Annotated in this window: 17 protein-coding genes; 9 read left to right on the forward strand and 8 right to left on the reverse strand. The window is 68.1% G+C overall.

Going from position 1 to position 21622, the window contains the following annotated elements; all coding sequences use genetic code 11:
- Positions 1 to 203: 203 nt before the first annotated feature.
- On the forward strand, positions 204 to 1595 hold the full coding sequence (locus CFB89_RS21615; RefSeq protein ID WP_179233507.1) for a sigma-54 dependent transcriptional regulator: 1392 nt from the start codon (positions 204 to 206) through the stop codon (positions 1593 to 1595).
- A 41-nt stretch (positions 1596 to 1636) separates the two neighbouring features.
- On the opposite strand, the gene CFB89_RS21620 is transcribed toward CFB89_RS21615, so the two are convergent.
- From CFB89_RS21620 to CFB89_RS21645, 6 genes are all read right to left on the reverse strand, one after another.
- The gene (locus CFB89_RS21620; protein ID WP_256979737.1) at positions 1637 to 4090 is read right to left on the reverse strand and encodes a glycoside hydrolase family 2 protein; all 2454 of its coding nucleotides are present in this window, start codon (positions 4088 to 4090) and stop codon (positions 1637 to 1639) included.
- Between the two features lie 29 nt (positions 4091 to 4119).
- A complete protein-coding gene (locus CFB89_RS21625; protein ID WP_089470562.1) occupies positions 4120 to 5175 on the reverse strand; it encodes a DUF1839 family protein in 1056 nt (351 codons plus the stop codon).
- Positions 5172 to 6146 (reverse strand): amino acid--[acyl-carrier-protein] ligase, encoded by a 975-nt coding sequence (locus CFB89_RS21630; RefSeq protein WP_089469655.1) that lies wholly within the window; start codon positions 6144 to 6146, stop codon positions 5172 to 5174. Before CFB89_RS21630 ends, CFB89_RS21625 begins: the two co-directional genes overlap by 4 nt.
- Positions 6143 to 7339, reverse strand: a complete 1197-nt coding sequence (locus CFB89_RS21635; RefSeq protein WP_089469656.1) for an acyl-CoA dehydrogenase family protein — start codon at positions 7337 to 7339, stop codon at positions 6143 to 6145. The genes CFB89_RS21630 and CFB89_RS21635 overlap by 4 nt, the downstream gene beginning before the upstream one ends.
- Positions 7336 to 7587, reverse strand: a complete 252-nt coding sequence (locus CFB89_RS21640) for an acyl carrier protein (RefSeq protein ID WP_179233508.1) — start codon at positions 7585 to 7587, stop codon at positions 7336 to 7338. The genes CFB89_RS21635 and CFB89_RS21640 overlap by 4 nt, the downstream gene beginning before the upstream one ends.
- Positions 7588 to 7766: 179 nt before the next feature.
- On the reverse strand, positions 7767 to 8549 hold the full coding sequence (locus CFB89_RS21645) for a Crp/Fnr family transcriptional regulator (RefSeq protein ID WP_179233509.1): 783 nt from the start codon (positions 8547 to 8549) through the stop codon (positions 7767 to 7769).
- A gap of 916 nt (positions 8550 to 9465) precedes the next feature.
- Between CFB89_RS21645 and CFB89_RS21650 the strand changes: the two genes are divergently transcribed.
- The 3 genes from CFB89_RS21650 to CFB89_RS21660 all read left to right on the forward strand — a co-directional run bounded on the left by CFB89_RS21650 (position 9466) and on the right by CFB89_RS21660 (position 12446).
- Positions 9466 to 10248: a Crp/Fnr family transcriptional regulator gene (locus CFB89_RS21650; RefSeq protein ID WP_089469658.1), complete on the forward strand. Its 783-nt coding sequence runs from the start codon at positions 9466 to 9468 to the stop codon at positions 10246 to 10248.
- A gap of 11 nt (positions 10249 to 10259) precedes the next feature.
- Positions 10260 to 11666: an undecaprenyl-phosphate glucose phosphotransferase gene (locus CFB89_RS21655; RefSeq protein ID WP_089470564.1), complete on the forward strand. Its 1407-nt coding sequence runs from the start codon at positions 10260 to 10262 to the stop codon at positions 11664 to 11666.
- Between the two features lie 387 nt (positions 11667 to 12053).
- Positions 12054 to 12446 carry a TraR/DksA family transcriptional regulator gene (locus CFB89_RS21660; RefSeq protein ID WP_089469659.1) on the forward strand — a complete coding sequence of 131 codons (393 nt, stop codon included), beginning with the start codon at positions 12054 to 12056 and terminating at the stop codon, positions 12444 to 12446.
- 270 nt (positions 12447 to 12716) lie between these two features.
- Here CFB89_RS21660 and ald read toward each other — a convergent pair whose 3' ends face one another.
- Entirely contained in the window at positions 12717 to 13832 is a 1116-nt protein-coding gene (gene ald, locus CFB89_RS21665) for an alanine dehydrogenase (protein WP_089469660.1), read from the reverse strand.
- Positions 13833 to 14118: 286 nt separating this feature from the next.
- On the opposite strand from ald, the gene CFB89_RS21670 reads away from it, so the two are divergent.
- Complete coding sequence (locus CFB89_RS21670; protein WP_089469661.1) at positions 14119 to 14535, forward strand: DUF3995 domain-containing protein; 417 nt, start codon at positions 14119 to 14121, stop codon at positions 14533 to 14535.
- A 19-nt stretch (positions 14536 to 14554) separates the two neighbouring features.
- On the opposite strand, the gene CFB89_RS21675 is transcribed toward CFB89_RS21670, so the two are convergent.
- Complete coding sequence (locus CFB89_RS21675) at positions 14555 to 15094, reverse strand: RNA 2'-phosphotransferase (RefSeq protein ID WP_089470565.1); 540 nt, start codon at positions 15092 to 15094, stop codon at positions 14555 to 14557.
- 635 nt (positions 15095 to 15729) lie between these two features.
- On the opposite strand from CFB89_RS21675, the gene CFB89_RS21685 reads away from it, so the two are divergent.
- The 4 genes from CFB89_RS21685 (at position 15730) to CFB89_RS21700 (ending at position 21596) form a co-directional block, all read left to right on the forward strand.
- The gene (locus CFB89_RS21685; protein ID WP_089436363.1) at positions 15730 to 16470 is read left to right on the forward strand and encodes a gluconate 2-dehydrogenase subunit 3 family protein; all 741 of its coding nucleotides are present in this window, start codon (positions 15730 to 15732) and stop codon (positions 16468 to 16470) included.
- Positions 16470 to 18248: a GMC family oxidoreductase gene (locus tag CFB89_RS21690; RefSeq protein WP_011547848.1), complete on the forward strand. Its 1779-nt coding sequence runs from the start codon at positions 16470 to 16472 to the stop codon at positions 18246 to 18248. The genes CFB89_RS21685 and CFB89_RS21690 overlap by 1 nt, the downstream gene beginning before the upstream one ends.
- Positions 18245 to 19672, forward strand: coding sequence for a cytochrome c (locus CFB89_RS21695; protein WP_089469662.1), 1428 nt, complete (start codon positions 18245 to 18247; stop codon positions 19670 to 19672). Before CFB89_RS21690 ends, CFB89_RS21695 begins: the two co-directional genes overlap by 4 nt.
- Positions 19673 to 19880: 208 nt before the next feature.
- Positions 19881 to 21596, forward strand: a complete 1716-nt coding sequence (locus CFB89_RS21700) for a cation:proton antiporter (protein WP_089469663.1) — start codon at positions 19881 to 19883, stop codon at positions 21594 to 21596.
- Positions 21597 to 21622 lie beyond the last annotated feature (26 nt).

Here is a 21622-nt window from a genome sequence, read left to right on the forward strand (position 1 = left end):
GTCATGGCTCCCGCAGCCGCGCATTCCGTTCGAGTTCGATGACAACGAGGCCGGATGACATCCGGCTCGACCTCCGGGGGTTTCGCCGTGTGCAGTTTCGATCTTCGCCAAAGCTGCGGAAACGCAGCGCGGAAAGGCGGCCATGCGCCGCCGGCCGTAGCGCACGCGAACGGTTCGCGGAGTGCAGAGAGTGACGGTTCGTTATGAATATGCCAATAACGCGCGATAAGAGCGCCGGCGCGGGGAGCAGTAACGGGCAGCGTCCGCTGATTTACTGGACGCAGTCGCCGTCCGTGATGCTGCGAAAGGAATTGTCGCGCCGCGACTGGAAAGTGACGGTCGTCGCGCATGCGAACGAGCTGCGCGACACGTCGGGCGAAATTACCTGCGGCATTCTCGACTTGAGCGGCGGCCATGCCGATGCGATCGGCAGCATCGCGTCGACCTGCGCGTCGATGCGCGACGTCGTCTGGGTGGCGCTCGTGGACGTCGGCCAGACGGCCTCGCCGAACGTGCGCGCGCTGTTGCGCGACTACTGCTTCGACTACGTCACGCTGCCGGCGTCGCACCAGCGAATCGCCGATACGGTCGGCCATGCGTACGGCATGGAGTGCCTGTTCGCGCGCGATCGCGAACAGCTCGAATCGGAGGAAAAGGGCATCGTCGGCACCTGCAGCGCGATGCTGCGGCTGTTCGATACGGTGCGGCGTTTCGCGCGCACCGACGCACCGGTGTTCGTGTTCGGCGAGACGGGAACCGGCAAGGAACTCACGGCCGTCGCGATCCACCGTCATTCTGAGCGGCGCAACGGCCCGTTCGTCGCGGTCAACTGCGGCGCGATTCCACCGCATCTGCTGCAATCCGAACTGTTCGGCTACGAGCGCGGCGCGTTTACCGGCGCGAACGCGCGCAAGATCGGCTACGTCGAGGCCGCGAACGGCGGCACGCTGCTGCTCGACGAGATCGGCGACCTGCCGCATGAAAGCCAGGCGAGCCTGCTGCGGTTTCTGCAGGAGCGTTCGATTCATCGTCTTGGCGGTAGCGATCCGGTGCCGGTCGATGTCAGGATCGTGTCGGCGACGCACGTCGACCTGCGCGATGCGATGGAGGAAGGGCGTTTCCGCGCCGACCTGTTCCACCGGCTGTGCGTGATGCGCATCGACCAGCCGCCGCTGCGCGCGCGCGGCAAGGACATCGAACTGCTCGCGCACCACATGCTCGAACGTTTCCGCGGCGATGCGCGCCATCGCGTGCGCGGGTTCTCGACGGATGCGATCACGGCGCTCTACAAGCACGACTGGCCCGGCAATGTCCGCGAACTGATCAACCGGGTGCGCCGTGCGGTCGTGATGACGGAGGGGCGCCTGATCACCGCGCAGGATCTCGAGCTCGAATATTGTCTCGATGCGGCGTCGCCGTCGGTCGCCGACATCCGCAAGTCGATCGAGCGCGAGGCGATCGAAACCGCGTTGCTGCGGACGCGCGGGCGCGTCGCCGCTTCGGCGCGCGAACTCGGCGTGTCGCGCGCGACGCTGTATCGCTGGATGGAGGCGTACGGCATCGAGCGACCGCGCGGGACGGGCTCGTCCGATTGATGCGCGGCGGCACGATGCGCGCGGCTGCCGCGCGCGTCGTGTCAGCCGGCCTGCGTCGCGCGCACCGCGCGCGCGGCGTTCACGGCGCGGATGTCCACCGTGGGCGCGACGTTGTCGTTCGCTCCCGCCGGCTTCCCGTCAGGCCGTATCGGCACGAGCGCGATGCGCGCCGGCGTGCCGGGCGCGAGATGGAACCAGTCGTCGCTCGGCATGAAGCCCGGCGCGTCGATCTGCACGTGGCGGGCGACGTGCCGCGTGTCGATGTCGACGTGCCAAGTTGCACCGGTGCGCGACACGCATGCTTCGATCCCGGGTTCGCGACGCGCCAGCACGGCCGGATGCGTGCGGGACGGGAAATGGAACGCCTGCGACAGCAGCGTGCCGTCGTCGGCGCGCAGCGTCGCGACGACCGTATCGTGTTCGCACGGGCCGAAGCGGTACGCGTAGGTCCAGTCGAAGAAGCGGCCGAGCAGCTCGGCCGAGCCGAGCCGTACCGTGTCGTGCGCGGCAATCCGCACCGGGCAGCCGGCCCGCGCGACCGGCGTGCGGCCGTCGCGTAGCGCGACCAGCTCGATCGAGGCCGACAGCGGCGCTGGGCGTTCGTTGATCACGTGCACGTCGAGCCCGTTCAGGCCTTCGTCGACGAGCAGCACCTGGATCGGTTGCAGCACCTGGCGCAGCGCATACCACGCCGATTTCGGCCGGTGCGCGGCGTCGATCACGCCCCACCCGGCGCCGGGCATCACGTCCTGGAACTGCCACACGAGCGCGCCCGCGCAACGCGAACCGGTGCGCCGCCATTCGGAAAACGTCTCGCGCATCACGTCCGCGACCACCGCACGCGACAGCTCGACATAGCGGGCCGGGTCCTCGCGCCGCAGCCGGTCGGGCGCGACGTCGTACAGCGTCTGCAGATAATGGTCGCGGATATCGTCGAAATCCCACGACGTGCCGGGGTCGCGCGGCACGGCCGCCTTCCAGCGCGGTTCGTGCACGCCCGGCCAGCCGAGTTCCGCGAGCGTCGCATCGCACGGCACGTTCGCGAACGCGAGGCATTCGCTGGCAAAGCGCACGTCCGCGCGGCGCGCGTCGTCGAGCGGGCGCAGGTACGCGCCGACGCCGTAGTAGTGCGACACGCGTTCGCGCGGCGTGAACGGCAGCACGCCGCCGTCCGGCGAATCGGGCACGTAGGGGACATCGGGGCGGTGCGCGGCCGCGTGGCCGGCCAGCCTGTCGGCCGTCAGCTCGAGGAAACGCTGCTTCGGCCCGAGCCCCGACATCGCGGCCTGCTGCGCGATCTCGCTGCCGCCGCACAGCACCGCGAGCGACGGCGAAGCGCCGTGACGCGACAGGAACTGGATCGCTTCGCGATCGACGTTGGCCGCGAACGCGGGATCGTCGAGCGCGTAGTCGAAGTTCGCGAAACCGAAGTCCTGCCAGACCAGCAGCCCGAGCCGGTCGCACCATGCGTGGAACGCGTCGGCCTCGTAGGTCATCGTGCCGCCGACGCGGATCATGTTGAAGCCGGCGTCGCGCGCGAGCCCGAGCAGGCGGCCGTAGGTCGCATCGTCCGTGTGCAGCGCGAGTGGCGCGGCGCTGCTCCAGCATGCGCCGCGCGCGAATACGGGCACGCCGTTGATGCGTAGCCCGAAGCCTTTGCCGTCGTCGCCGGAGTCGACGTCGATCGTGCGAAAACCCGTCGAGCCCAGCGACCGGCGCGCATCGCCGATATGCAGCGCGATCTCGTAGAGCGCCGGTTCGCCGTGCGTATGCGGCCACCAGCGGCGCACGTTCGGTATCGCGACGCTCGTGCGCAGCCGGTCGGCGCCGGCCCGTTCGAGCGTCGCGTGATGTTCGCCGCACGACAGCCGCGCCGCGAACATGTCGGGCAGCGGCGCGGCGAACGTCAGTTCCGCCTCGAGCCAGCCCGTGTCGCCTTCGACGCGTGCATGCAGTGTGCAATCGGCGAGAACGGGCCCGTCGGCCGGATCGAGCACGTCGATGGGCCGCCACGGGCCGGTGGGCACATACGGCGGAAACCAGCCCGGCATATGCCCGAACAGCGACGTGCGGATCGTGCGCAGCGCGGCCGGTTCGGCGAGGCGCGTGCGCCAGCGCGCCCGCCGCGGCGCCCGCGCGTCGCGCAGGTGCGGCGCGAGCGCGCGGAAACAGACGGTCAGCCGGTGCGTGCCGTCGAGCGCCACGGGCACGTCGTGCGCAACGAACATGCTGTCCGAGCTGTGGATCGGCGTGTCGTCGAGCCAGGCCTGCGCGAGCGTCGCGAGGCCGTGAAAACGGAGGATGCGCGGCCCGCGCCCGCGCAGCTCGAGTCGATACCAATGGTCGCGCTCGTCGAGCGATGCGGCTTCGTCGAGCCGGCCGGCCAGCGCGAGCGCCTGCGCGACCGTGCCGGGCACCGGCGCCGCGATCCAGCCGTCATGGTTGGCGGGGAGGTCGCGCGGCGTTTGCACGGCGCCCGCGGCCGTCGCCCGCATCGACCACGCGGGCAGGGGGCGCGCGCGCGTCACCGCATGGCCGGCACGGGCGCCGCGTCGGCGCGCACGGGCGTCACGTGCCGCAGCGGCGCGCCGATCTGCCGCGCGCACGCGATGAGGTCGACGTACGCGGCCTCGATCGCTTCGAGCGTCGAATCGCCGCGCTCTTCCTTGCCGCGCGCGCACGCGCGCGCGAGCCGGAATTCGAGCACCATCGCTTCGGACGCGATCCGATCGCACGCGGCGCGGATCTCGGCGAACGGCCCGGTGCAGCCGCTCGCCTGCAGCCAGCGCGCATAGTGGCCGAACAGTTCGAAATTCGCGCCGAGCTGCCGCACCGAATTGAACGAGTACGCATGGAAGCGTTCGAGCGGCGCTTCCGCGAGGATCTGCGCATCGGTCTGCAACTGCCGGCGGAACGCCGCGATCGGATCGACGACCGGCAGGCGCCGCAGGTGGCGCTGCAACGCGGCGAGCGAGGCTTCGCACAGCGCGCGTTCGTCGAGCGGCGCAAAGCGTCGCTTCGCGCATTCGACGTACGGCGGCAGCGCCATCGGCGAACTGCCGCCGATGAGCCCGTCGTAGTCGAAATCCTCGGCGACGTAATAGCCGCTGTTGTGGAAGTAGCCGATCTGGCGCTTCTCGCGGTCGATCGCGTCGATGCCGATCGTCGTCTTCGTGTGCTGTGCGCGGTAGCTGGCGCCGCGCGTATCGGGCAGGAACCACGCGTCGACCTCGACGATCATCAGGTGGCCGCGCGCCACCTGCGTCTCGATGTGCTGGTCGAGCGGCTCGTAGATCGAATGCTCCTGCACGACGATCCCGTAGAGTCGCTCCAGCTCGTCGTGCGGAAACTTGAAGAACGTGAACTGGTCGCCCTCGAAATCGAGCGCGATCGTAAACGGCAGCGCCGCATACGGATTGAGGCCCCACCACCGCAGCACCTCGAGCCACATGTCGACGTAGCAGTTGGTCTGCTTCCAGACCATCTCCTGACTGTGCAGCGGGTGCGGCCGGTAGTGGCGCGCGCGGTGGCGCACGTCCTCGAACGACGCGTCTTCGCCGTCGCGGGAAACGAACCTCATCGCGCGCCCCACAGCACGTCGCGCACCTCGCTCGGCCATGCGTCGATGTCGAAGCCGTGGTGGCGGAACAGCGCGAGCGTGAGCCGCTCGAGACCGAAGCCGACGCAGCCCGTGTGCGCGACGTCGTCCGTCGCGGTGCGGATGTCCCACAGCAGACCGAAGTGGTCCATGTGGTAGTTGAAGCTCAGGCACGCGGTCTGCCGGTCGTCGTGCTCGATCGGAATCAGCAGCTCGAACTTCAGGTTCTGCTCGCGCTGACTATCCGCGACGATCTTGCCGCCGCGCCCGAAGAACGGGTCGTTCGCGAGATCGATCGCATTCGGCAGGCGCAGCGCGTCGATCATCCGCGTGCCGCGTTCGATCCATGTCTCGCGGAACGAGACGATCTGCTCGGGCGTGCCGATCCGCACGTACTCGCGCATCCGGAACAACTGCATGCGGGTCGGGTCGAGCGACGGTTCGTGGCGGAAGCAGTACGAGAACACGTCGACGATCCGGCCGTCGGCGGGCAGCGCGCCCGCGCGCGCGACGACGGGATACACGGGATAGCACGCGGCCGGCGTCATCACGACGTAGGTCGGCTTCTGGTTTTCGGTCCAGTCGTCGCCGCGATCGAGGCATTGCAGCACGCGCTGATGCTGGCGTTCGTCGCCGCAGAACGCATGCACGCTGCCCGCCAGTTGCGGGAAGCTCTTCATGTATTCGCTGCGCTCGAACTCGGTGCGGCTCATCGCCGGCGGAAAGCGCAGCACTTCGGCCTGCTGGTCGGCGCCGAGGCGCGTGACGAACGCGTCGAGCGCTTCGACCACGCGCTCGAATCGCTCGCTGCGGCCGAACAGGCCCTGGATGCCGGTCGAAACCAGCAGGCCCGCGTCGATCAGCGCGTCGCGCAGCGGATTGACGCCCGCACGGTCGAGCGGTGCGTCGGCGGGAACGGAGGGGGCGGTGGGCACGGCGAGGCGATCGTTCACGTGTGTTTCTCCAGCGTCGCGGGACGCAGCGCGAGCAACAGGCTCGCAGTGTTGGCGGCAATGCGGTCGTTGCTGATCATCAGCGGCGCCGCGTGCAGGTCGCGAATGTGGCGGCCGATGCTGAACGGCGTGCCTTGCTTGTAGCCGGCCATCCCGCAGATCATCATCGCCTGGTGCGCGACCTCGAGCGCGGTCGCCGACACATAGGTCTTCAGCGTATTGATCTCGGCGGCCCACGCCATGCCGGCCGACCACGAGCGCGCCGACGCGTTCGCGTGGAGGCGCAGCACGTTGTCGACGCGCGCCTGCATCGCCTGCATCAGCGCGAGCGATTCGGCGATGCGCCGCGCGGCGGGAGACGGCGCGCCGTCGGTCTGGCGTGCCTGCGCACGGAAGAACTGATGCGCGCGATGAAACGCGTCGCCGGCCACGCCGATCCACACCGCGGCCCACAGGATGTGCGAGACCGGCACCATCGTTTCCTCGGCGATCTTCGCGAACGGCACCGGCAGGCATTGCACGGCCGCGCCCTGCGCGTCGAGCACGAAGCCGTTGCTGCACGTGCCGCGCATGCCGAGCGTGTCCCATTCGCCGCGGCGTGTGAGCGTGTAGCCGTCGCGCAGCAGCGTGACGAGCACCTGCTCGGAAGCCGGCGCGTCCGCATCGCGTCGCGCGGTGGCGAGAATGCCGTCCGCGTAGTCGCCGTACGAGATCGTCGGCGCGGATTTGTGCAGCCGGAACCCGCCGCCGTCGATCTCGAGTGCGCACTGGCTCGCGCGCAGGTTGCCGCCGACGCCGTCTTCCGACGTGGCCGACGCGAGCAGCCACTGGTGACGCACGATCTGCTGCAGGAACAGCTTGTGCCAGCCCTGGTCGGCGGCATGGTCGACGATGCAGGCCACCTGGATCTGGTGCATCGCGAACACCATCGCCGACGAGGCGCACGCCTGGCCGAGGATCGAGCAGGCCGACGCGATGTCTTCCAGCGACGCGCCGGCACCGCCGAGATGGGCCGGCACCATCGCGCCGAGCAGCCGGCGCACGCGCATTGCCTCGATCGCCTCGACGGGGCAGCGCGCGTCGCGGTCGACCGCATCGGCGTGCTGGGCGGCGATCTGCGCGACGGCATGCGCGGCTTCGTCGAGCCGATGCGAATCGCTGTCGGACGCGAGTTCGGGTAGCAGCGCGCTCATGCGGAGTGCTCGGTGCGTTGCAGCGTGACGATCGTGTCCGCAAGCGCGTCGATGCTGCGGAACAGGTTGCGGTTCAGCATCTCGTCGGGAATCTCGATGTTGAACTGCTTTTCGATCGCGAGCATCAGCTGGATCGTATCGAGCGAGGAGAGGCCCGCTTCGTAGAGGTCGTCCCCGTCGCCGATCGAGTCGATCGCGGCTTCGAGGTGGGCGACGTGCTTCAGGATGGTTCTGATTTCGTTTTTCACGTGCTGCTCCGGCGTGCGTGGTGTCGTCCGCTCGGGCAGACGCGCGACAAGCGCTGACATCCCCCGGCAGTCCGGCATCAGTAAACCATCGGCAGACGCGGCGTTCTGTTCGCCACCCTACAAACAGCTGACCTGGCACGCGGGCGGCGTCGAAGCGCCGCCCCGGCCCGGCGCGCCGATCACGCGCGCGACGCGGCCGGCACGCCGGAGTCGGCCGACAGGATGCGCTTCATCTCGTCGCGCACGATCGCGCGGCAGCCGCACGACATTTTCTCGAGGCCGTCGAGGTCCGCGAGCTCGATCGAGCTGCGGTATTGCCGGATCAGGCCGAGCTTCTGGATTTCGCCCGCGGCGTCCGTGACCGTTTCGCGCCGCACGCCGAGCATTTGCGCGAGCATGCTGTGCGTCACCTGGATCTCGATGCTGCGCGTGCGGTCGAACGCGAGCAGAAACCATCTGCATAACTGATGTTTGAGCACGTGATGACGGCTGCAGAACGTGATCTGCGCGACTTGCGCCATCAGCAGCCGCACGCACACGAACACGAGATGGCGGATCACCGGCGACGCCTCGAACGCGGCCGCGAAGACGCGCCGGTCGAGCCGGTAGACGAAGCCGTCGCGGCACGCGACCGCGCGGCAGGGCATCCGGCCGCTGCCGCCGATCACGTCGTCGCAGACCACGCTTTCGCTGCCGATCTCCGCGACTTCCAGCGTCATGCCGCCGGACGACACGTACTGCAGCGAAATCGCGGTCGTGACCGGCAGGTAGACCGCGGCGAGCATTTCGCCGGGTTCGCACAGCACCTGCCCGGATTTCAGGTGAACGAGTTGCAGGTGGGGCCTCAGCGTGGCGAGTTCGTCGCGGTCGATGGCCGCGAGAAACCGGTTGGCGTCGAAGCTGTGGGAAAGCTCGATCATGCCGTTCGCATAGGCGACGGCTTCGGCGGCCTGATGAGTCACGGCGCATCCTCGCAGGTGGGGGTCGCGCGTCGCTTCGGCGAAGTCCGGAATGGAAATCGCACGATCGTGCGGACTTTGTTGATCAAAAAATCGGAATGACGATACTCGCAAAAAAGGCTAGCACGCAATTGAATTCAGCCAATTCCACATTTGGCCATTTCACAAAGTTTGACGATTTAGATTGGGCGCAAACGTTATATCGATTTAAGGATTCCTTTCTCTGGAATTAATCATCCGGAAATGGAATCGTGAGCTTGCTCGTCATTCTATGTCGACTGGAATCAATCGGACAACGTGACGAATCGTACAGCTAAAGTGGCAAGAAGACATTGAACATTATTTGACAAATAAATGGGGCTCGCCTGATTTTTCATTTATATCAATGGCTTGCGAGTGATGTGTGCGGTAGTGGACAGAGCCGGGAATTAGTGTGCCGATTCAAATTTGAGACAGTTTGAAACGAGCGTGTGCGCTGCGGCGACGCCGGGAAATGCTGCGCCGCACATCACGGAAACAATTGAAAATCGGCCGTAAGTATTTGAACGATAAGCGTCACGGCCGCCACGCCACCATCCTGATCCGGCGCGCGGGAATTGATCAGTCGAATGCGTGCTGTGTCCGCCGCATGGGGGAGTGTCCGGAAATGAGACGTTTTTTTCGGCTTTGGGGTCGGTTATTCGGGGGCTCTAAATCGGACGTGATTCATATATTAAGGACGGGCGGCTATTGGCACGTAAATCGCTTATTCGGGATGGCGTGTCGAAACGGGGCGGTCGACTTAATTCGGCGTTGACAAGCCGATGATCAGTCGGATTCAGGGTTGTGGGCCGCAACCGCTGTCAATGTCCGGGCGCGCATCGCGATAACGAGTTCCGTGCCTACTGCTGGTGGCGCGGACGATAAAAGGGATACAGACATGCTTCATCTTCACTCGAGCTATTCGGCGAACGCCATTCTTGCTGCCCTCCCCGAGGACAGCATCCGCGCCATCGCCCCGCATCTCGAACTGGTCAGGATCAAGGCCGGGATGCTCGACCGGGTTGGCGAGCCGATGCGTCATCTGCATTTTCCGACGACGGCGATGATGTCGGTGCAGCACCTGATGGAGGACGGTGCGATGGTCGAGGTGGCGGTGGTCGGCCGCGAGGGCGTGGTCGGACTGGGGACGCTGGTCGGCGGCATCGCCGCGTCGAGCCGGGTCGAGGTGCGCATCGGCGGAATGGCCTTTCGCGTGCCGAGCTGCGTGATGCGCGCCGAATTCGAGCGGTCGGCGCAGACCTACCGGCTGTTGCTCAACATCTGTCAGGCGACGATGGCGCAGATTTCGCGCAGCGCGCTGTGCAACCGGCATCACTCGGTCAGCGAGCAGCTCAGCCGCTGGTTGCTGCTCGCGCACGACCGGATCGACGGCGACGAGCTGGCCGTCACCCAGCAGACGATCGCGAACATGCTCGGCGTGCGGCGCGAGGGCGTGACGGAAGCGGCCGGAAACCTGCAGGAGGCCGGGTTGATCCGGCAACGCCGTGGCCGCATCACGGTGCTCGACCGCGACGGCCTCGAACATCACGCGTGCGAATGCTACAACCTGATTCGCGCCGACTATCGGCGGTTGCTCGGCACGCGCGAGCATGCGAGGCCGACGACGGTTCGCCCGCGCATGCCGGACGCGCACCGCGGATTCCCCGTACACGGTGCGTGACGATGCAGTCGATGTCCGGTGGAACGAATGCGATCCGGCGTGCCGCGATCGCGGCGGCCGACGTCGTGCTCGTGCTGGCCGGGGCGCTCGCCGCGCAGGCGGCGTCGGGGCTCGGCTGGCATGCGCTGTCCGACGCGCAGCGCGGCGCGATCGCGCTGCTGTGCGTGCTGACGGTGGCGCTGCTGCCGCGCTACCTGCGCACCGTGCGCGGCGGCGTGGCGGTGCAGGGCGGCGCGCACGTGCTGACGCACACGCTGGTGGCGGTGGTGTGCGCGAGCCTGCTGACGGTGGCCGGCACGATGTGGATCATGAATCGCGGCGGCACGGTGACGACCCGCTGGATCGCGCGCACGGTGCTGGCCGGCGACGCGGTGCTGCTGCTCGGCCGCGCGGCGCTGCTGGCGCTCGCATTGACGCGCGCCGACTCGCGTGCGCGCCAGCGCCGCGTTGCCGTCGTCGGCGCAACGGCTTACGGGCGCGTGGCGATCGAGCGGATGCAACTCGCGCCGAACGGCCCCTTCGCGGCCGCGTGCGTATTCGACGACGATGCGCCGGCCGCCGCGGGCGGCATCGGCGGCGTACCGGTGATCGCCGACTGGAACGCGTTGCGCGACCGGATTCGCGGCGGCGACATCGACGAGGTGTGGCTCACGCTGCCGATGTCGCACGAGTGGCGGATCCAGCGCATCGTGCGCGAGTTGCGCGACGAGTTCGTCGAGTTGCGGCTGCTGCCCGACGTGCGGCAGATGGCGGTGGTCGATCGTTCCGCGACCGACGTGCTCGGCATGCCGGCGATCAATCTCGCGACCACGCCGCGCTCCGCGCCGGAGCTGTGGGCCAAGTTCGCGTTCGACCGGCTGTTCGCGTTCGGCGTGCTGATTCCGTTGCTGCCCCTGCTGACGATGCTCGCGATCGCGGTGAAGTTGTCGTCGCCGGGGCCCGTGCTGTTCAGGCAACGTCGCAAGGGCGTCGACGGCCGCGAGTTCGATATCCTGAAGTTCCGGACGATGCGTGTGCATCGTGCGCAGCCGGGCGTCGTGCGGCAGGCGTCGCGCAACGATTCGCGCATCACGCGCGTCGGCGCGTTCCTGCGGCGCACGTCGCTCGACGAGCTGCCGCAGTTCTTCAACGTGCTGTTCGGGCAGATGTCGGTGGTCGGCCCGCGTCCGCACGCGATCGAGCACGACGACCTGTATCGGCAACTGATCGACTGCTACATGTACCGCTACCGCGTGCGGCCCGGCATCACAGGATGGGCGCAAGTGAACGGCTATCGCGGTGAAACGCGCAAGGTCGAGGCGATGGCGGCGCGCGTGAAGTTCGATCTGTTCTACATGCAGAACTGGAGCTTCTGGTTCGACATCAAGATCATCCTGCTGACGGTGGTGCGCGGCTTCATCGGGCGCAACGCGTTCTGAGGATCGCGAATGATTGCCGCGGCGTGCCGCGCGAGCGATCGTATCGACCGCGCGATGGCGGTTCGAGGGCGCGGAAAGAAGCGAGGCGACCGCGCGGAAATTGCTGCGCTGCGGTTACGCCGACGCGCTTCGCCGCGCGCGCCGTCGGGCGGGATTGCGCGTCCGTCCCCAGTTTTCGCACCGCTGCCGCTGCGCGAACGGCACGCTGATTCCGGTCAACACACGCGTGTTCAATGGGTTTATCCTGCGTCGCATGCGTCCGGCGTTTCGCGCGTCCGGCCGCCCATCCGGATGCGACAGCGCAGGTCAGGCCTGCGCCGTCGCGCACCGGTGCGATACCGCGCGCCGCTCTTGTCTCGCGCGGAACCCGGAACAGGAGAGACGGCCATGTCGCTCGACCCACAACAACGGCAGACGCTGAAGCAGCGGCTGAACGAGAGCGAGCAGACGTTGCGCGCGGAGATCCGTGCGAGCGAAGACCAGCGCGCGTCGGAATCCTACGCGGAGCTTGCCGGCGCGGCGCCGGACGAGGGCGACGAGGCGAACGCGGACCTCTTCGTCGACGTCGACCATGCGTTGATCGGCATGAAGCTGACCGAGCTGCGCGCGATCGGCCGCGCGCAGCAGCGCATGCGCGACGGCAGTTACGGTGAATGCATCGACTGCGACGGCTCGGTCGGCTACCAGCGCTTGCTGGCGCGCCCGACCGCCGAACGCTGCACGCATTGCCAGTCGCTCTACGAACGGCGCTACGCGACGACACCGCGCGCATCGCTGTGACGTCGTGCGTGCGTACGATCGCCGACTATGGCCGCGACATCCCGACGATGATCGCGAACGGCGACAATCCCGGGGGATTCCGTCGATCGGGCGCGGCTGGCTGACGCCGCATTACTGACCACGCGCACGCTCGCGCAACGGCGGCCGCTGCCGGCGCGCACGATGGGCGGTGCGGGCAGCGCGGACGGCAGCGGCGCGACGCGGAGCCGCTCGAACGACGCGTGAACGCAACGCGGCCGCACGCGACGCGTTCGACGCATGCCGGCAAGGTCATCCGAGTACGCCGGTCGCCGGGACGTAGGGCAGGCCGAGCGCCAGCGCGACCGCTTCGTACGTGATGTGGCCGTCGCACACGTTCAGGCCCGCGCGCAGATGCGGATCGTCGAGCATCGCCTGTTTCCAGCCCTTGTCGGCGAGCGCGAGCGCATGGCCGAGCGTTGCATTGTTCAGCGCAAAGGTCGACGTGCGCGCGACCGCGCCGGGCATGTTCGCGACACAGTAGTGGACCACCCCGTCGACGACGAAGGTCGGCGCCGCGTGCGTGGTCGCATGCGAGGTCTCGAAGCATCCGCCCTGGTCGATCGCGACGTCGACGACGACCGCGCCCTTGCGCATCGTCGCGATCATGTCGCGCGTGACGAGCCGCGGCGCCGATGCGCCCGGCACGAGCACGGCGCCGATCACGACGTCGGCATCGCGCACGGCTTCGTCGACCGTATGCGCGTTCGAGCACACGGTCGCGATCCGGTTGGCGAACACGAGATCGAGCTGGCGCAACCGGTTCACGTTGGTGTCGAGCACGGTGACGCGCGCGCCCAGGCCCACCGCCATCTGCAGCGCGCCGGTGCCGACCACACCGGCGCCGAGCACGACGACGTGCGCGGCCGGCACGCCGGGCACGCCAGCCATCAGCACGCCGCGGCCGCCGCGCGGGCTTTCGAGGTGGGTCGCCGCGACCTGGATCGACATGCGGCCGGCGACTTCGCTCATCGGCGCGAGCAACGGCAGGCCGCCGCCCGGGCCCGTTACGGTTTCGTAGGCGATGCAGACCGCGCCGGATTTCACGAGCGCGGCGGCCTGGTCGGGATCGGGCGCGAGATGCAGGTACGTGTAGAGGACCTGGCCGCGCCGCAGCATCGCGCATTCGGCCGGCTGCGGCTCCTTCACCTTGATGATCATGTCGGCGCGCGCGAAGATTTCGTCCGCGCCGTCGCCGAGCGACGCGCCCGCGGCCGTGTAGTGGTCGTCGAGCAGGCCGATCGCCGTGCCCGCGCCGCGCTGCACGAGCACGCGATGGCCGTGCCGCGTGAGTTCGCGCGCGCCGGCCGGCGTGAGGCCGACGCGGTATTCGTGGTTCTTGATCTCCTTCGGCACACCGATCAGCATGAGTCGCCTCCATGGCCTTCGTTGTCGTCGTCGTGCGGGCAGCCGCTTGCCAGCGGCGGGCCGACCGCAGTACTGGAATAACAGCGTAGTAGTGCCTCGGGGGAAGTCAAGCGGCCGGCCTGCGCGACGGCTCATGCGCACTGCAGCGCAGCATGCGCGGCGACCGGTTGCGACCGGAAGTCGCAATGCGCGCGCGGCCGGGTTTCGGTATCGTCTTGCGTGCCGCGGGGCGAGGCCGTGTGCCGACATCCTTTGCGCAAACGACGAGACGAGGACATTGATCGACATGACCGCTGCGTATTTCAGCGTGCCGACGCTTTGCGCCATCGCGCTCGTGCACGTCTACTGGGCGTTCGGCGGGCGGCGGGGCAAGCGTGCGGCCATTCCGGAGCAGGACGGCGTGCCGCTGTTGCGGCCGACTGCCGTCGGCACGCTTGCGGTCGCGATGGCACTGCTGGGCGGCGCAGGCGTGGTCGCCACGCGTGCCGGCTGGCTCGGCCGCAATGCGTATCCCTGCACGATCGCGTTCGCGGTCGTTGCGCTCGCATTGATCTTCGCGGTGCGGGCCGTCGGCGATTTCCGCTATGTCGGCTTCTTCAAACGGATACGCGGGTCGCGTTTCGCGCGGATGGACACGCTGTATTACTCGCCGCTGTGCGCGGCGCTGGCGTTGTCGATCGCGTCGATGTTCTGGCCGGGGTGAGTGGCGACTGGCGCGCGGCTCATGCCGTGCGCGTATCGATCGACTCGAGGTATTCGGCCGGCACGGCATCGGTCAGCCAGACGCCGTTTTCGGCGACGAAGAACGTATGGCCCTGCCGGTGCATGCGCCGCGCATCGACTTCGAGGATCGCGGGTACGCCGTAGCGCGTGCCGACGGCCAGCGCCGTGCGGATGTCCGCCGACAGATGCACGTGATGACGGGCGCCGGGTTTCAGCCCCTGCGCGCCAATCGAATCGAGGAAGCGCGTCGCCGTGCCGTGATAGAGGCGCTCGGGCGGTTGCGCGGCCGGATACCGGCGTTGCACGACGGGCGTCGAATGACCCTGCACGGCGCGGATGCGCCGGCCGTCGTCCGACAGCGCGAAGCGCTGCTTGTCGTTGGTGGCGCACACGCTTTCGATCGTCGCGCGATCGAGCCGGCGCCCGTGTCGGGCGGCGCCCGCGATCAGTTCATCGATATCGGCCCAGCCTTCGGCGTCCAGTTGCAGGCCGATGGCCTGCGGCTCGTGGCGCAACAGGTAGCTCAGGAATTGGCTGATGCCGGTCGTATCCGGTGCCGGCGATTTGTTTTTCTGGGTATTCGTGAGATGCGGAGGCCCAGAGCGCGCTGCCACTCGATGCCGTCATCTGATCGGGCGTCGCCGGAAAGCGACACGCGCGTGCCGCCACCCGATCCTTCGCCCGACCGGCGATGCTGTCCGCCATCTCGCCGTCCTTGCACATTCCGGCGTCCGGATTCCCCATTGTTGCCGATTTCGATGCAGTGAATTGCATTGAATCCTCTAGTAATGGAACCGGTTCCATTTATAATTCGCGGCACGCGTCGCCGGGCTCGAAAAAAGGTCGTGCGCGTTGCGCTTGCCGTGGGCCGATGTGACGTCTAAGTTGAACAAGGGTCATGGGCGATGACGGGCAGATGCGAGCCGATGCTGGTATTTGTCCGACGATAGGCCCGCGAAGAAGTCGATTCGCGTGCACGCCGCCGGCATCCGGGCGCGCCGCGCGCCTGCAATGGCGGCGTCCCGCGCATCGCGGCCGGACGCCTGCATCGACGTTGCGCGCAACACACGAAAGAACAGGGCGACCGGCCGCTTGCGGCACGGCTGCCTGCCGGGCACGCGGCGTGCGGAATGCGCGCGTCCGAACCCCGCTCCCCAACGATCAACATCCGACCATGTCCACGCCACCTGACAAACCCAATTCGCGTCGTCGTTTCCTGCGCACGTCGGTCGCGCTCGTGCCGATCGCGTCGGTCGCCGGCTGCGACCTGCGCTCGTCGTCGCCGTCCGCGACGACGGCCGGCAACGCGTCCACTGCCGCGGCCAGCGCCGACCGCGCGCCGTACAAGCCGACTTTTTTCGATGCGAAGGAATGGGCGTTCGTCCAGGCCGCCGTCGACCGGCTGATTCCGGCCGACGCCGAAGGCCCCGGCGCGCTCGAGGCCGGCGTGCCCGAATTCATCGATCGCCAGATGGAGACGCCGTATGCGCACGGCGCGACGTGGTACATGCAGGGGCCGTTCCAGCAGGGCGTGCCCGAGCTCGGCTACCAGTTGAAGCTGGTGCCGCGCGACATCTACCGGCTCGGCATCGCAGCGGTCAACCGTTATTGCGAGAAGGCGCACGGCAAGGCGTTCGCGGATCTCGACGCGCCGACGCGCGACGCCGTGCTCGGCGCGCTGGAGAAGGGCGGCGCGCAGATCGACGACGTCCCGCCCGGCGTGTTTCTCGGCCAGTTGCTGCAGAACACGCGCGAAGGCTACTTCTGCGATCCGGTGCATGGCGGCAATCGCGACATGGCCGCATGGAAGATGATCGGTTTCCCGGGCGCGCGCGCGGACTTCATGGATTTCGTCAACCAGAGCGGCAAGCCCTATCCGTACGGCCCCGTCTCGATCAACGGGGAGCGCAGCTGATGGCCGCAGACAAGAAGCCGCACGTCGATGCGGTGATCGTCGGCTTCGGCTGGACCGGCGCGATTCTCGCGAAGGAACTGACCGAAGCGGGCCTGAACGTCGTCGCGCTCGAGCGCGGCGAATATCGCGACACCTATCCGGACGGCGCGTATCCGAACACGATCGACGAGCTGACCTACAACATCCGCAAGAAGCTGTTCCTCGACCTGTCGAAGACGACCGTGTCGATCCGCCACGGCCTGCAGGACACCGCGCTGCCGTACCGGCAGCTCGCGGCGTTCCTGCCGGGCGAAGGCGTCGGCGGCGCGGGGCTGCACTGGTCGGGCGTGCACTTCCGGATCACGCCGGAAGAGCTGCGCCTGCGCAGCCACTATGAAGAGCGCTACGGCAAGAAGTTCATCCCCGAAGGGATGACGATCCAGGATACGGGCGTGACCTACGACGAGCTCGAGCCGCATTTCGATTTCGCCGAGAAGGTGTTCGGCACGTCGGGGCAGGCATACAAGGTCGGCGGCAAGGTAGTTGGCGACGGCAACGTGTTCGAGGCGAACCGCAGCGACAACTTCCCGCTACCCGCGCAGCTCAATACGTATTCGGCGCAGCGCTTCTTCGATGCCGCGCACTCGCTCGGCCTGCATCCGTACCGGCTGCCATCGGCGAACACGTCGGGGCCGTACACGAACCCGTACGGCGTGCAGATGGGCCCGTGCAACTTCTGCGGCTACTGCAGCGGCTACGCGTGCTACATGTATTCGAAGGCGTCGCCGAACCTGAACATCCTGCCCGCGCTGAAGCAGGCGCCGAACTTCGAGCTGCGCTCGAAGTGCCACGTGTTGCGCGTGGACCTCGACGATACGAAGAAGCGCGCGACCGGCGTGACCTACGTCGATCCGGCCGGGCGCGAAGTGCACCAGCCGGCCGATCTGGTGATCGTGGCCGCGTTCCAGTATCACAACGTGCATCTGCTGCTGTTGTCGGGCATCGGCAAGCCGTACGACCCGATCTCGGGCGAAGGCGTGGTCGGCCGCAATTTCGCGTACCAGAACCTGTCGACGATCAAGGCGTTCTTCGACAAGGATACCTACACGAATCCGTTCATCGGCGCGGGCGGCAACGGCGTCGCGGTGGACGACTTCAACGCGGACAACTTCGACCACGGCCCGCTCGGTTTCGTCGGCGGTTCGCCGCTGTGGGTGAACCAGGCCGGCGTGAAGCCGATCAGCGGCATCGCGACGCCGCCCGGCACGCCGCAGTGGGGCTCGGCGTGGAAGAAGGCCGTCAAGGACAACTACGCGCACACGATCTCGATGGACGCGCACGGCACCAACATGTCGTACCGCGACGTGTATCTCGACCTCGATCCGACCTATCGCGATTCGTACGGCCAGCCGCTGTTGCGGATGACGTTCGACTGGAAGGACAACGACATCAAGATGGCGCAGTACGTGACCGGGCAAATGAAGAAGATCGCGGAGGCGATGGGGCCGAAGGCGATCGGCGTGTCGACGCGCGAGTTCGGCAAGCACTTCGACTCGCGCCAGTACCAGACGACTCACCTCGTCGGCGGCGCGATCATGGGCACCGACCCGAAGACGAGCGTGCTGAACCGCTACCTGCAGTGCTGGGACGTGCACAACGTGTTCGTGATGGGTGCATCGGCGCTGCCGCAGGGCATCGGCTACAACCCGACCGGGATCATCGCGGCGCTGGCCTACTGGTCGGCACGTGCGATCCGCGAGCAATACCTGAAGAATCCCGCCCCGCTGGTGACCGTATGAAGAGGACGATGAACGACCACAACGCGGCGCGCCCGGTTTCCCCGCTGCGGCGCGCGCTGGCGATCGGCACGGCATGGGCGGCATTCGGTTTCGCGGGCGGCGCCGCGTCCGCGCAGCCGGCGTCCTCGCCGGCCGCGGCTTCGGGCCCGGCGGCCGCACCTGTCGCCCAGTCCGCCGACGCGGCGCTCGTCAAGCGCGGCGAATATCTGGCACGCGCAGGCGACTGCATCGCCTGCCACACCGCGAGCGGCGGCAAGCCCTTTGCGGGCGGGCTGAAGTTCGACACGCCGATCGGCGCGATCTACTCGACGAACATCACGCCGGACGCGAAGACGGGCCTCGGCGGCTGGACCTACGAGGACTTCACTCGCGCGGTGCGCGAAGGCGTGCGCAAGAACGGCGACACGATGTATCCGGCGATGCCGTTCCCGTCGTACGCGCGGCTGACCGACGACGACATGAAGGCGCTCTATGCGTACTTCATGCACGGCGTCGCGCCGGTCGAGCACGAGAACCGCAAGGTCGACATCGTGTGGCCGCTGTCGATGCGCTGGCCGCTCGGCATCTGGCGCAAGCTGTTCGCGCCGTCGCCGAAGCCGTTCGACGCGGCGTCGTACACCGACCCGGTGGTCGCGCGCGGCGCGTATCTGGTGCAGGGGCTCGGCCACTGCGGCGCATGCCACACGCCGCGCGCGCCGACGATGCAGGAGCGCGGGCTGACCGACGCCGATGGCCTCGACTTCCTGGCCGGCGGCGCCGCGATCGATGGCTGGGTGCCGACGAGCCTGCGCGGCGAGCCGCGCACGGGCCTCGGCGCGTGGAACGAGACCGAGATCGTGCAGTTCCTGAAGACCGGCCGTACGCTGCGCACGGCCGCGTTCGGCGGGATGACGGACGTGGTCGGTCACAGCATGCAGCACATGACCGACGACGACCTGAACGCGATCGCGCGCTACCTGAAGACGTTGCCGCCGCGCGTGCAGGGCGAACAGCCGCACGTGTACGACGCGGCCGCGGCGAAGGCGTTGCAGACCGGCGACGCGAGCAAGCCGGGCGCCGCCGTCTACCGCGACAACTGCATGGCCTGCCATCGCAGCGACGGCCACGGCTACACGCGCGTGTTCCCGGCGCTCGCCGGCAACCCGGTCGTGCAGGGCGACGATCCGACGTCGCTGATCCACGTCGTGCTGGAAGGCAGCGCGCTGCAGGGCACGCACACCGCGCCGTCGACCTTCACGATGCCGCCGTTCGGCTGGCGGCTGTCGGACCAGGAAGTCGCGGACGTGTCGAACTTCGTGCGCACGAGCTGGGGCAACACGGGCGCGCCGGTGACGCCCGCGCAGGTCGCGAAGGTGCGCAAGAGCGTACCGTCGACACGGCCCGAGCCGCCGCCGGGCGCGCGGTTCCCGCAAGCGTCGCGCTGACGGGAGCGGCGGGGCGTGAGCGCCGCCTGCCGGCCGCCCCACGTCGACGTGCGGCCGGACCCGCGACGCCTTTCCCTTCGCCGGGGTTGTACCCCGCACCGCGCGCAGCGGCGTGAAATTTTCGCGGCTGCGCGCCATTCTTTCGCCTCATCCCTTATCCTTTCACTCTTGAATCTTACTAAATAGTTACAAGAGCTTGGGAGGGGGGATGCCTCATGACGTCAGCCTGATTGCGTTGCTCGCGGCCGGTTTCGGTCTCGCGATGATCTTCGGTTACCTCGCATCGCTGCTGAAAATGCCGCCGCTCGTCGGCTATCTGCTCGCGGGGATCGTGATCGGCCCCGGCACGCCCGGTTTCGTCGGCGATCTGTCGCTCGCGCAGCAACTCGCCGAAGTCGGCGTGATGCTGCTGATGTTCGGCGTCGGCCTGCATTTCTCGCTCGGCGATCTCCTCGCGGTGCGCAAGATCGCGCTGCCGGGCGCGATCGTCCAGATTACCGTGGCGACGGTGCTCGGCGGCGCGCTCGCGCTCACCTGGGGCTGGAGCCTCGGTGCGGCGCTCGTGTTCGGGCTCGCGCTGTCGGTCGCGAGTACGGTGGTGCTGCTGCGCGCGCTCGAAGGGCGCGGGCTCGTCGAGACGGTCAACGGGCGCATCGCGGTGGGCTGGCTGGTCGTCGAGGATCTCGTGATGGTGCTTGTGCTGGTGCTGCTGCCGCCGGTGGCGGGGCTGCTCGGCGGCACGCCGCCCGGCGACGCGCACGCGGCCGGCGGTAGCGTGTGGGGCACGCTCGGCGTGACGATGCTGAAGGTCGCCGCGTTCATCGCGCTGATGCTGGTGGTCGGCAAGCGCGTGTTCCCGCGCATTCTGTGGCTCGTCGCGCGCACGGGTTCGCGCGAATTGTTCGCGCTTTGCATGATTGCCGCGGCGGTCGGCATCGCGTTCGGCGCGGCGAAGCTGTTCGACGTGTCGTTCGCGCTCGGCGCGTTCTTCGCGGGGATGATGATGCGCGAGTCGGAGTTCAGCCGGCGCGCGGCCGACGAGACGCTGCCGTTGCGCGACGCGTTCTCGGTGCTGTTCTTCATCTCGGTCGGCATGCTGTTCGACCCGAAGGTCCTGATCGAGGAGCCGCTGCACGTGATCGAGGTCGCGGCGATCGTGCTGATCGGCAAGACGCTCGCGGCGGTCGCGCTCGTGATCGCGTTCCGCTATCCGCTGAACACCGCGCTGACGGTCGGCGCGGGCCTCGCGCAGATCGGCGAATTCTCGTTCATCCTCGCGGGGCTCGGCCGTGCGCTCGGGCTGCTGTCGGCCGAAGGGCAGAGCCTGATTCTCGCGGTCGCGCTGATTTCGATCGCGATGAACACGCTGCTGTTCGCGATGATCGATCCGGCGCTCGCGTGGATCCGCAAGCATTCGGCGTTCGCGCGCAAGCTCGAGGCGCGCGACGATCCGCTCGCCGCGCTGCCGATGTCGACGCCGCAGACGCATCTGACCGGGCAGGTCGTGATCGTCGGCTACGGCAAGGTCGGCACGCGGATCGCGCATGCGCTGGACGAGCGGGGCATCGCCTATGTCGTCGTCGAGCAGAATCGCGAACTCGTCGAGAAGCTGCGCGCGGACGGCGCCGCGGCCGTGTCGGGCGACGCGATCGAGCCGATCGTGCTCGTGCAGGCGCATATCGCCCGCGCCGGGATGCTGGTCGTCACGCTGCCCGACGTGTTCGACGTGCGGCAGATCGTCGAGATCTCGCGCACGCTCAACCCGGCGCTCGAGGTCGTGCTGTGCACGAACAGCGGCGACGAGGCCGCGCTGCTGTCGAGCGAGGGCATCGGCACCGTGTTCATGGGCGAGACCGAACTCGCACGCGGGATGACCGAGCACGTGCTCGGCCGGATGGCGAAGCCGGTCGCGGCCGCGCATTGACGGCGCGCGACATCGCGCCTGGCATC

Source organism: Burkholderia sp. AU16741 (assembly GCF_002223345.1).
Taxonomy (GTDB): Bacteria; Pseudomonadota; Gammaproteobacteria; order Burkholderiales; family Burkholderiaceae; genus Burkholderia; species Burkholderia sola.

What these genes read in the sequence shown, in the direction of transcription:
- CFB89_RS21625 (WP_089470562.1), bottom strand. Translation starts at nt 5,175, where the DNA reads ATGAGGTTCGTTTCCCGCGACGGCGAAGACGCGTCGTTCGAGGACGTG.
- CFB89_RS21695 (WP_089469662.1), top strand. Translation starts at nt 18,245, where the DNA reads ATGAAGAGGACGATGAACGACCACAACGCGGCGCGCCCGGTTTCCCCG.
- CFB89_RS21655 (WP_089470564.1), top strand. Translation starts at nt 10,260, where the DNA reads ATGTCCGGTGGAACGAATGCGATCCGGCGTGCCGCGATCGCGGCGGCC.
- CFB89_RS21700 (WP_089469663.1), top strand. Translation starts at nt 19,881, where the DNA reads ATGCCTCATGACGTCAGCCTGATTGCGTTGCTCGCGGCCGGTTTCGGT.
- CFB89_RS21615 (WP_179233507.1), top strand. Translation starts at nt 204, where the DNA reads ATGAATATGCCAATAACGCGCGATAAGAGCGCCGGCGCGGGGAGCAGT.
- CFB89_RS21660 (WP_089469659.1), top strand. Translation starts at nt 12,054, where the DNA reads ATGTCGCTCGACCCACAACAACGGCAGACGCTGAAGCAGCGGCTGAAC.
- CFB89_RS21650 (WP_089469658.1), top strand. Translation starts at nt 9,466, where the DNA reads ATGCTTCATCTTCACTCGAGCTATTCGGCGAACGCCATTCTTGCTGCC.
- CFB89_RS21690 (WP_011547848.1), top strand. Translation starts at nt 16,470, where the DNA reads ATGGCCGCAGACAAGAAGCCGCACGTCGATGCGGTGATCGTCGGCTTC.
- ald (WP_089469660.1), bottom strand. Translation starts at nt 13,832, where the DNA reads ATGCTGATCGGTGTGCCGAAGGAGATCAAGAACCACGAATACCGCGTC.
- CFB89_RS21635 (WP_089469656.1), bottom strand. Translation starts at nt 7,339, where the DNA reads ATGAGCGCGCTGCTACCCGAACTCGCGTCCGACAGCGATTCGCATCGG.
- CFB89_RS21685 (WP_089436363.1), top strand. Translation starts at nt 15,730, where the DNA reads ATGTCCACGCCACCTGACAAACCCAATTCGCGTCGTCGTTTCCTGCGC.
- CFB89_RS21620 (WP_256979737.1), bottom strand. Translation starts at nt 4,090, where the DNA reads ATGCGGGCGACGGCCGCGGGCGCCGTGCAAACGCCGCGCGACCTCCCC.
- CFB89_RS21670 (WP_089469661.1), top strand. Translation starts at nt 14,119, where the DNA reads ATGACCGCTGCGTATTTCAGCGTGCCGACGCTTTGCGCCATCGCGCTC.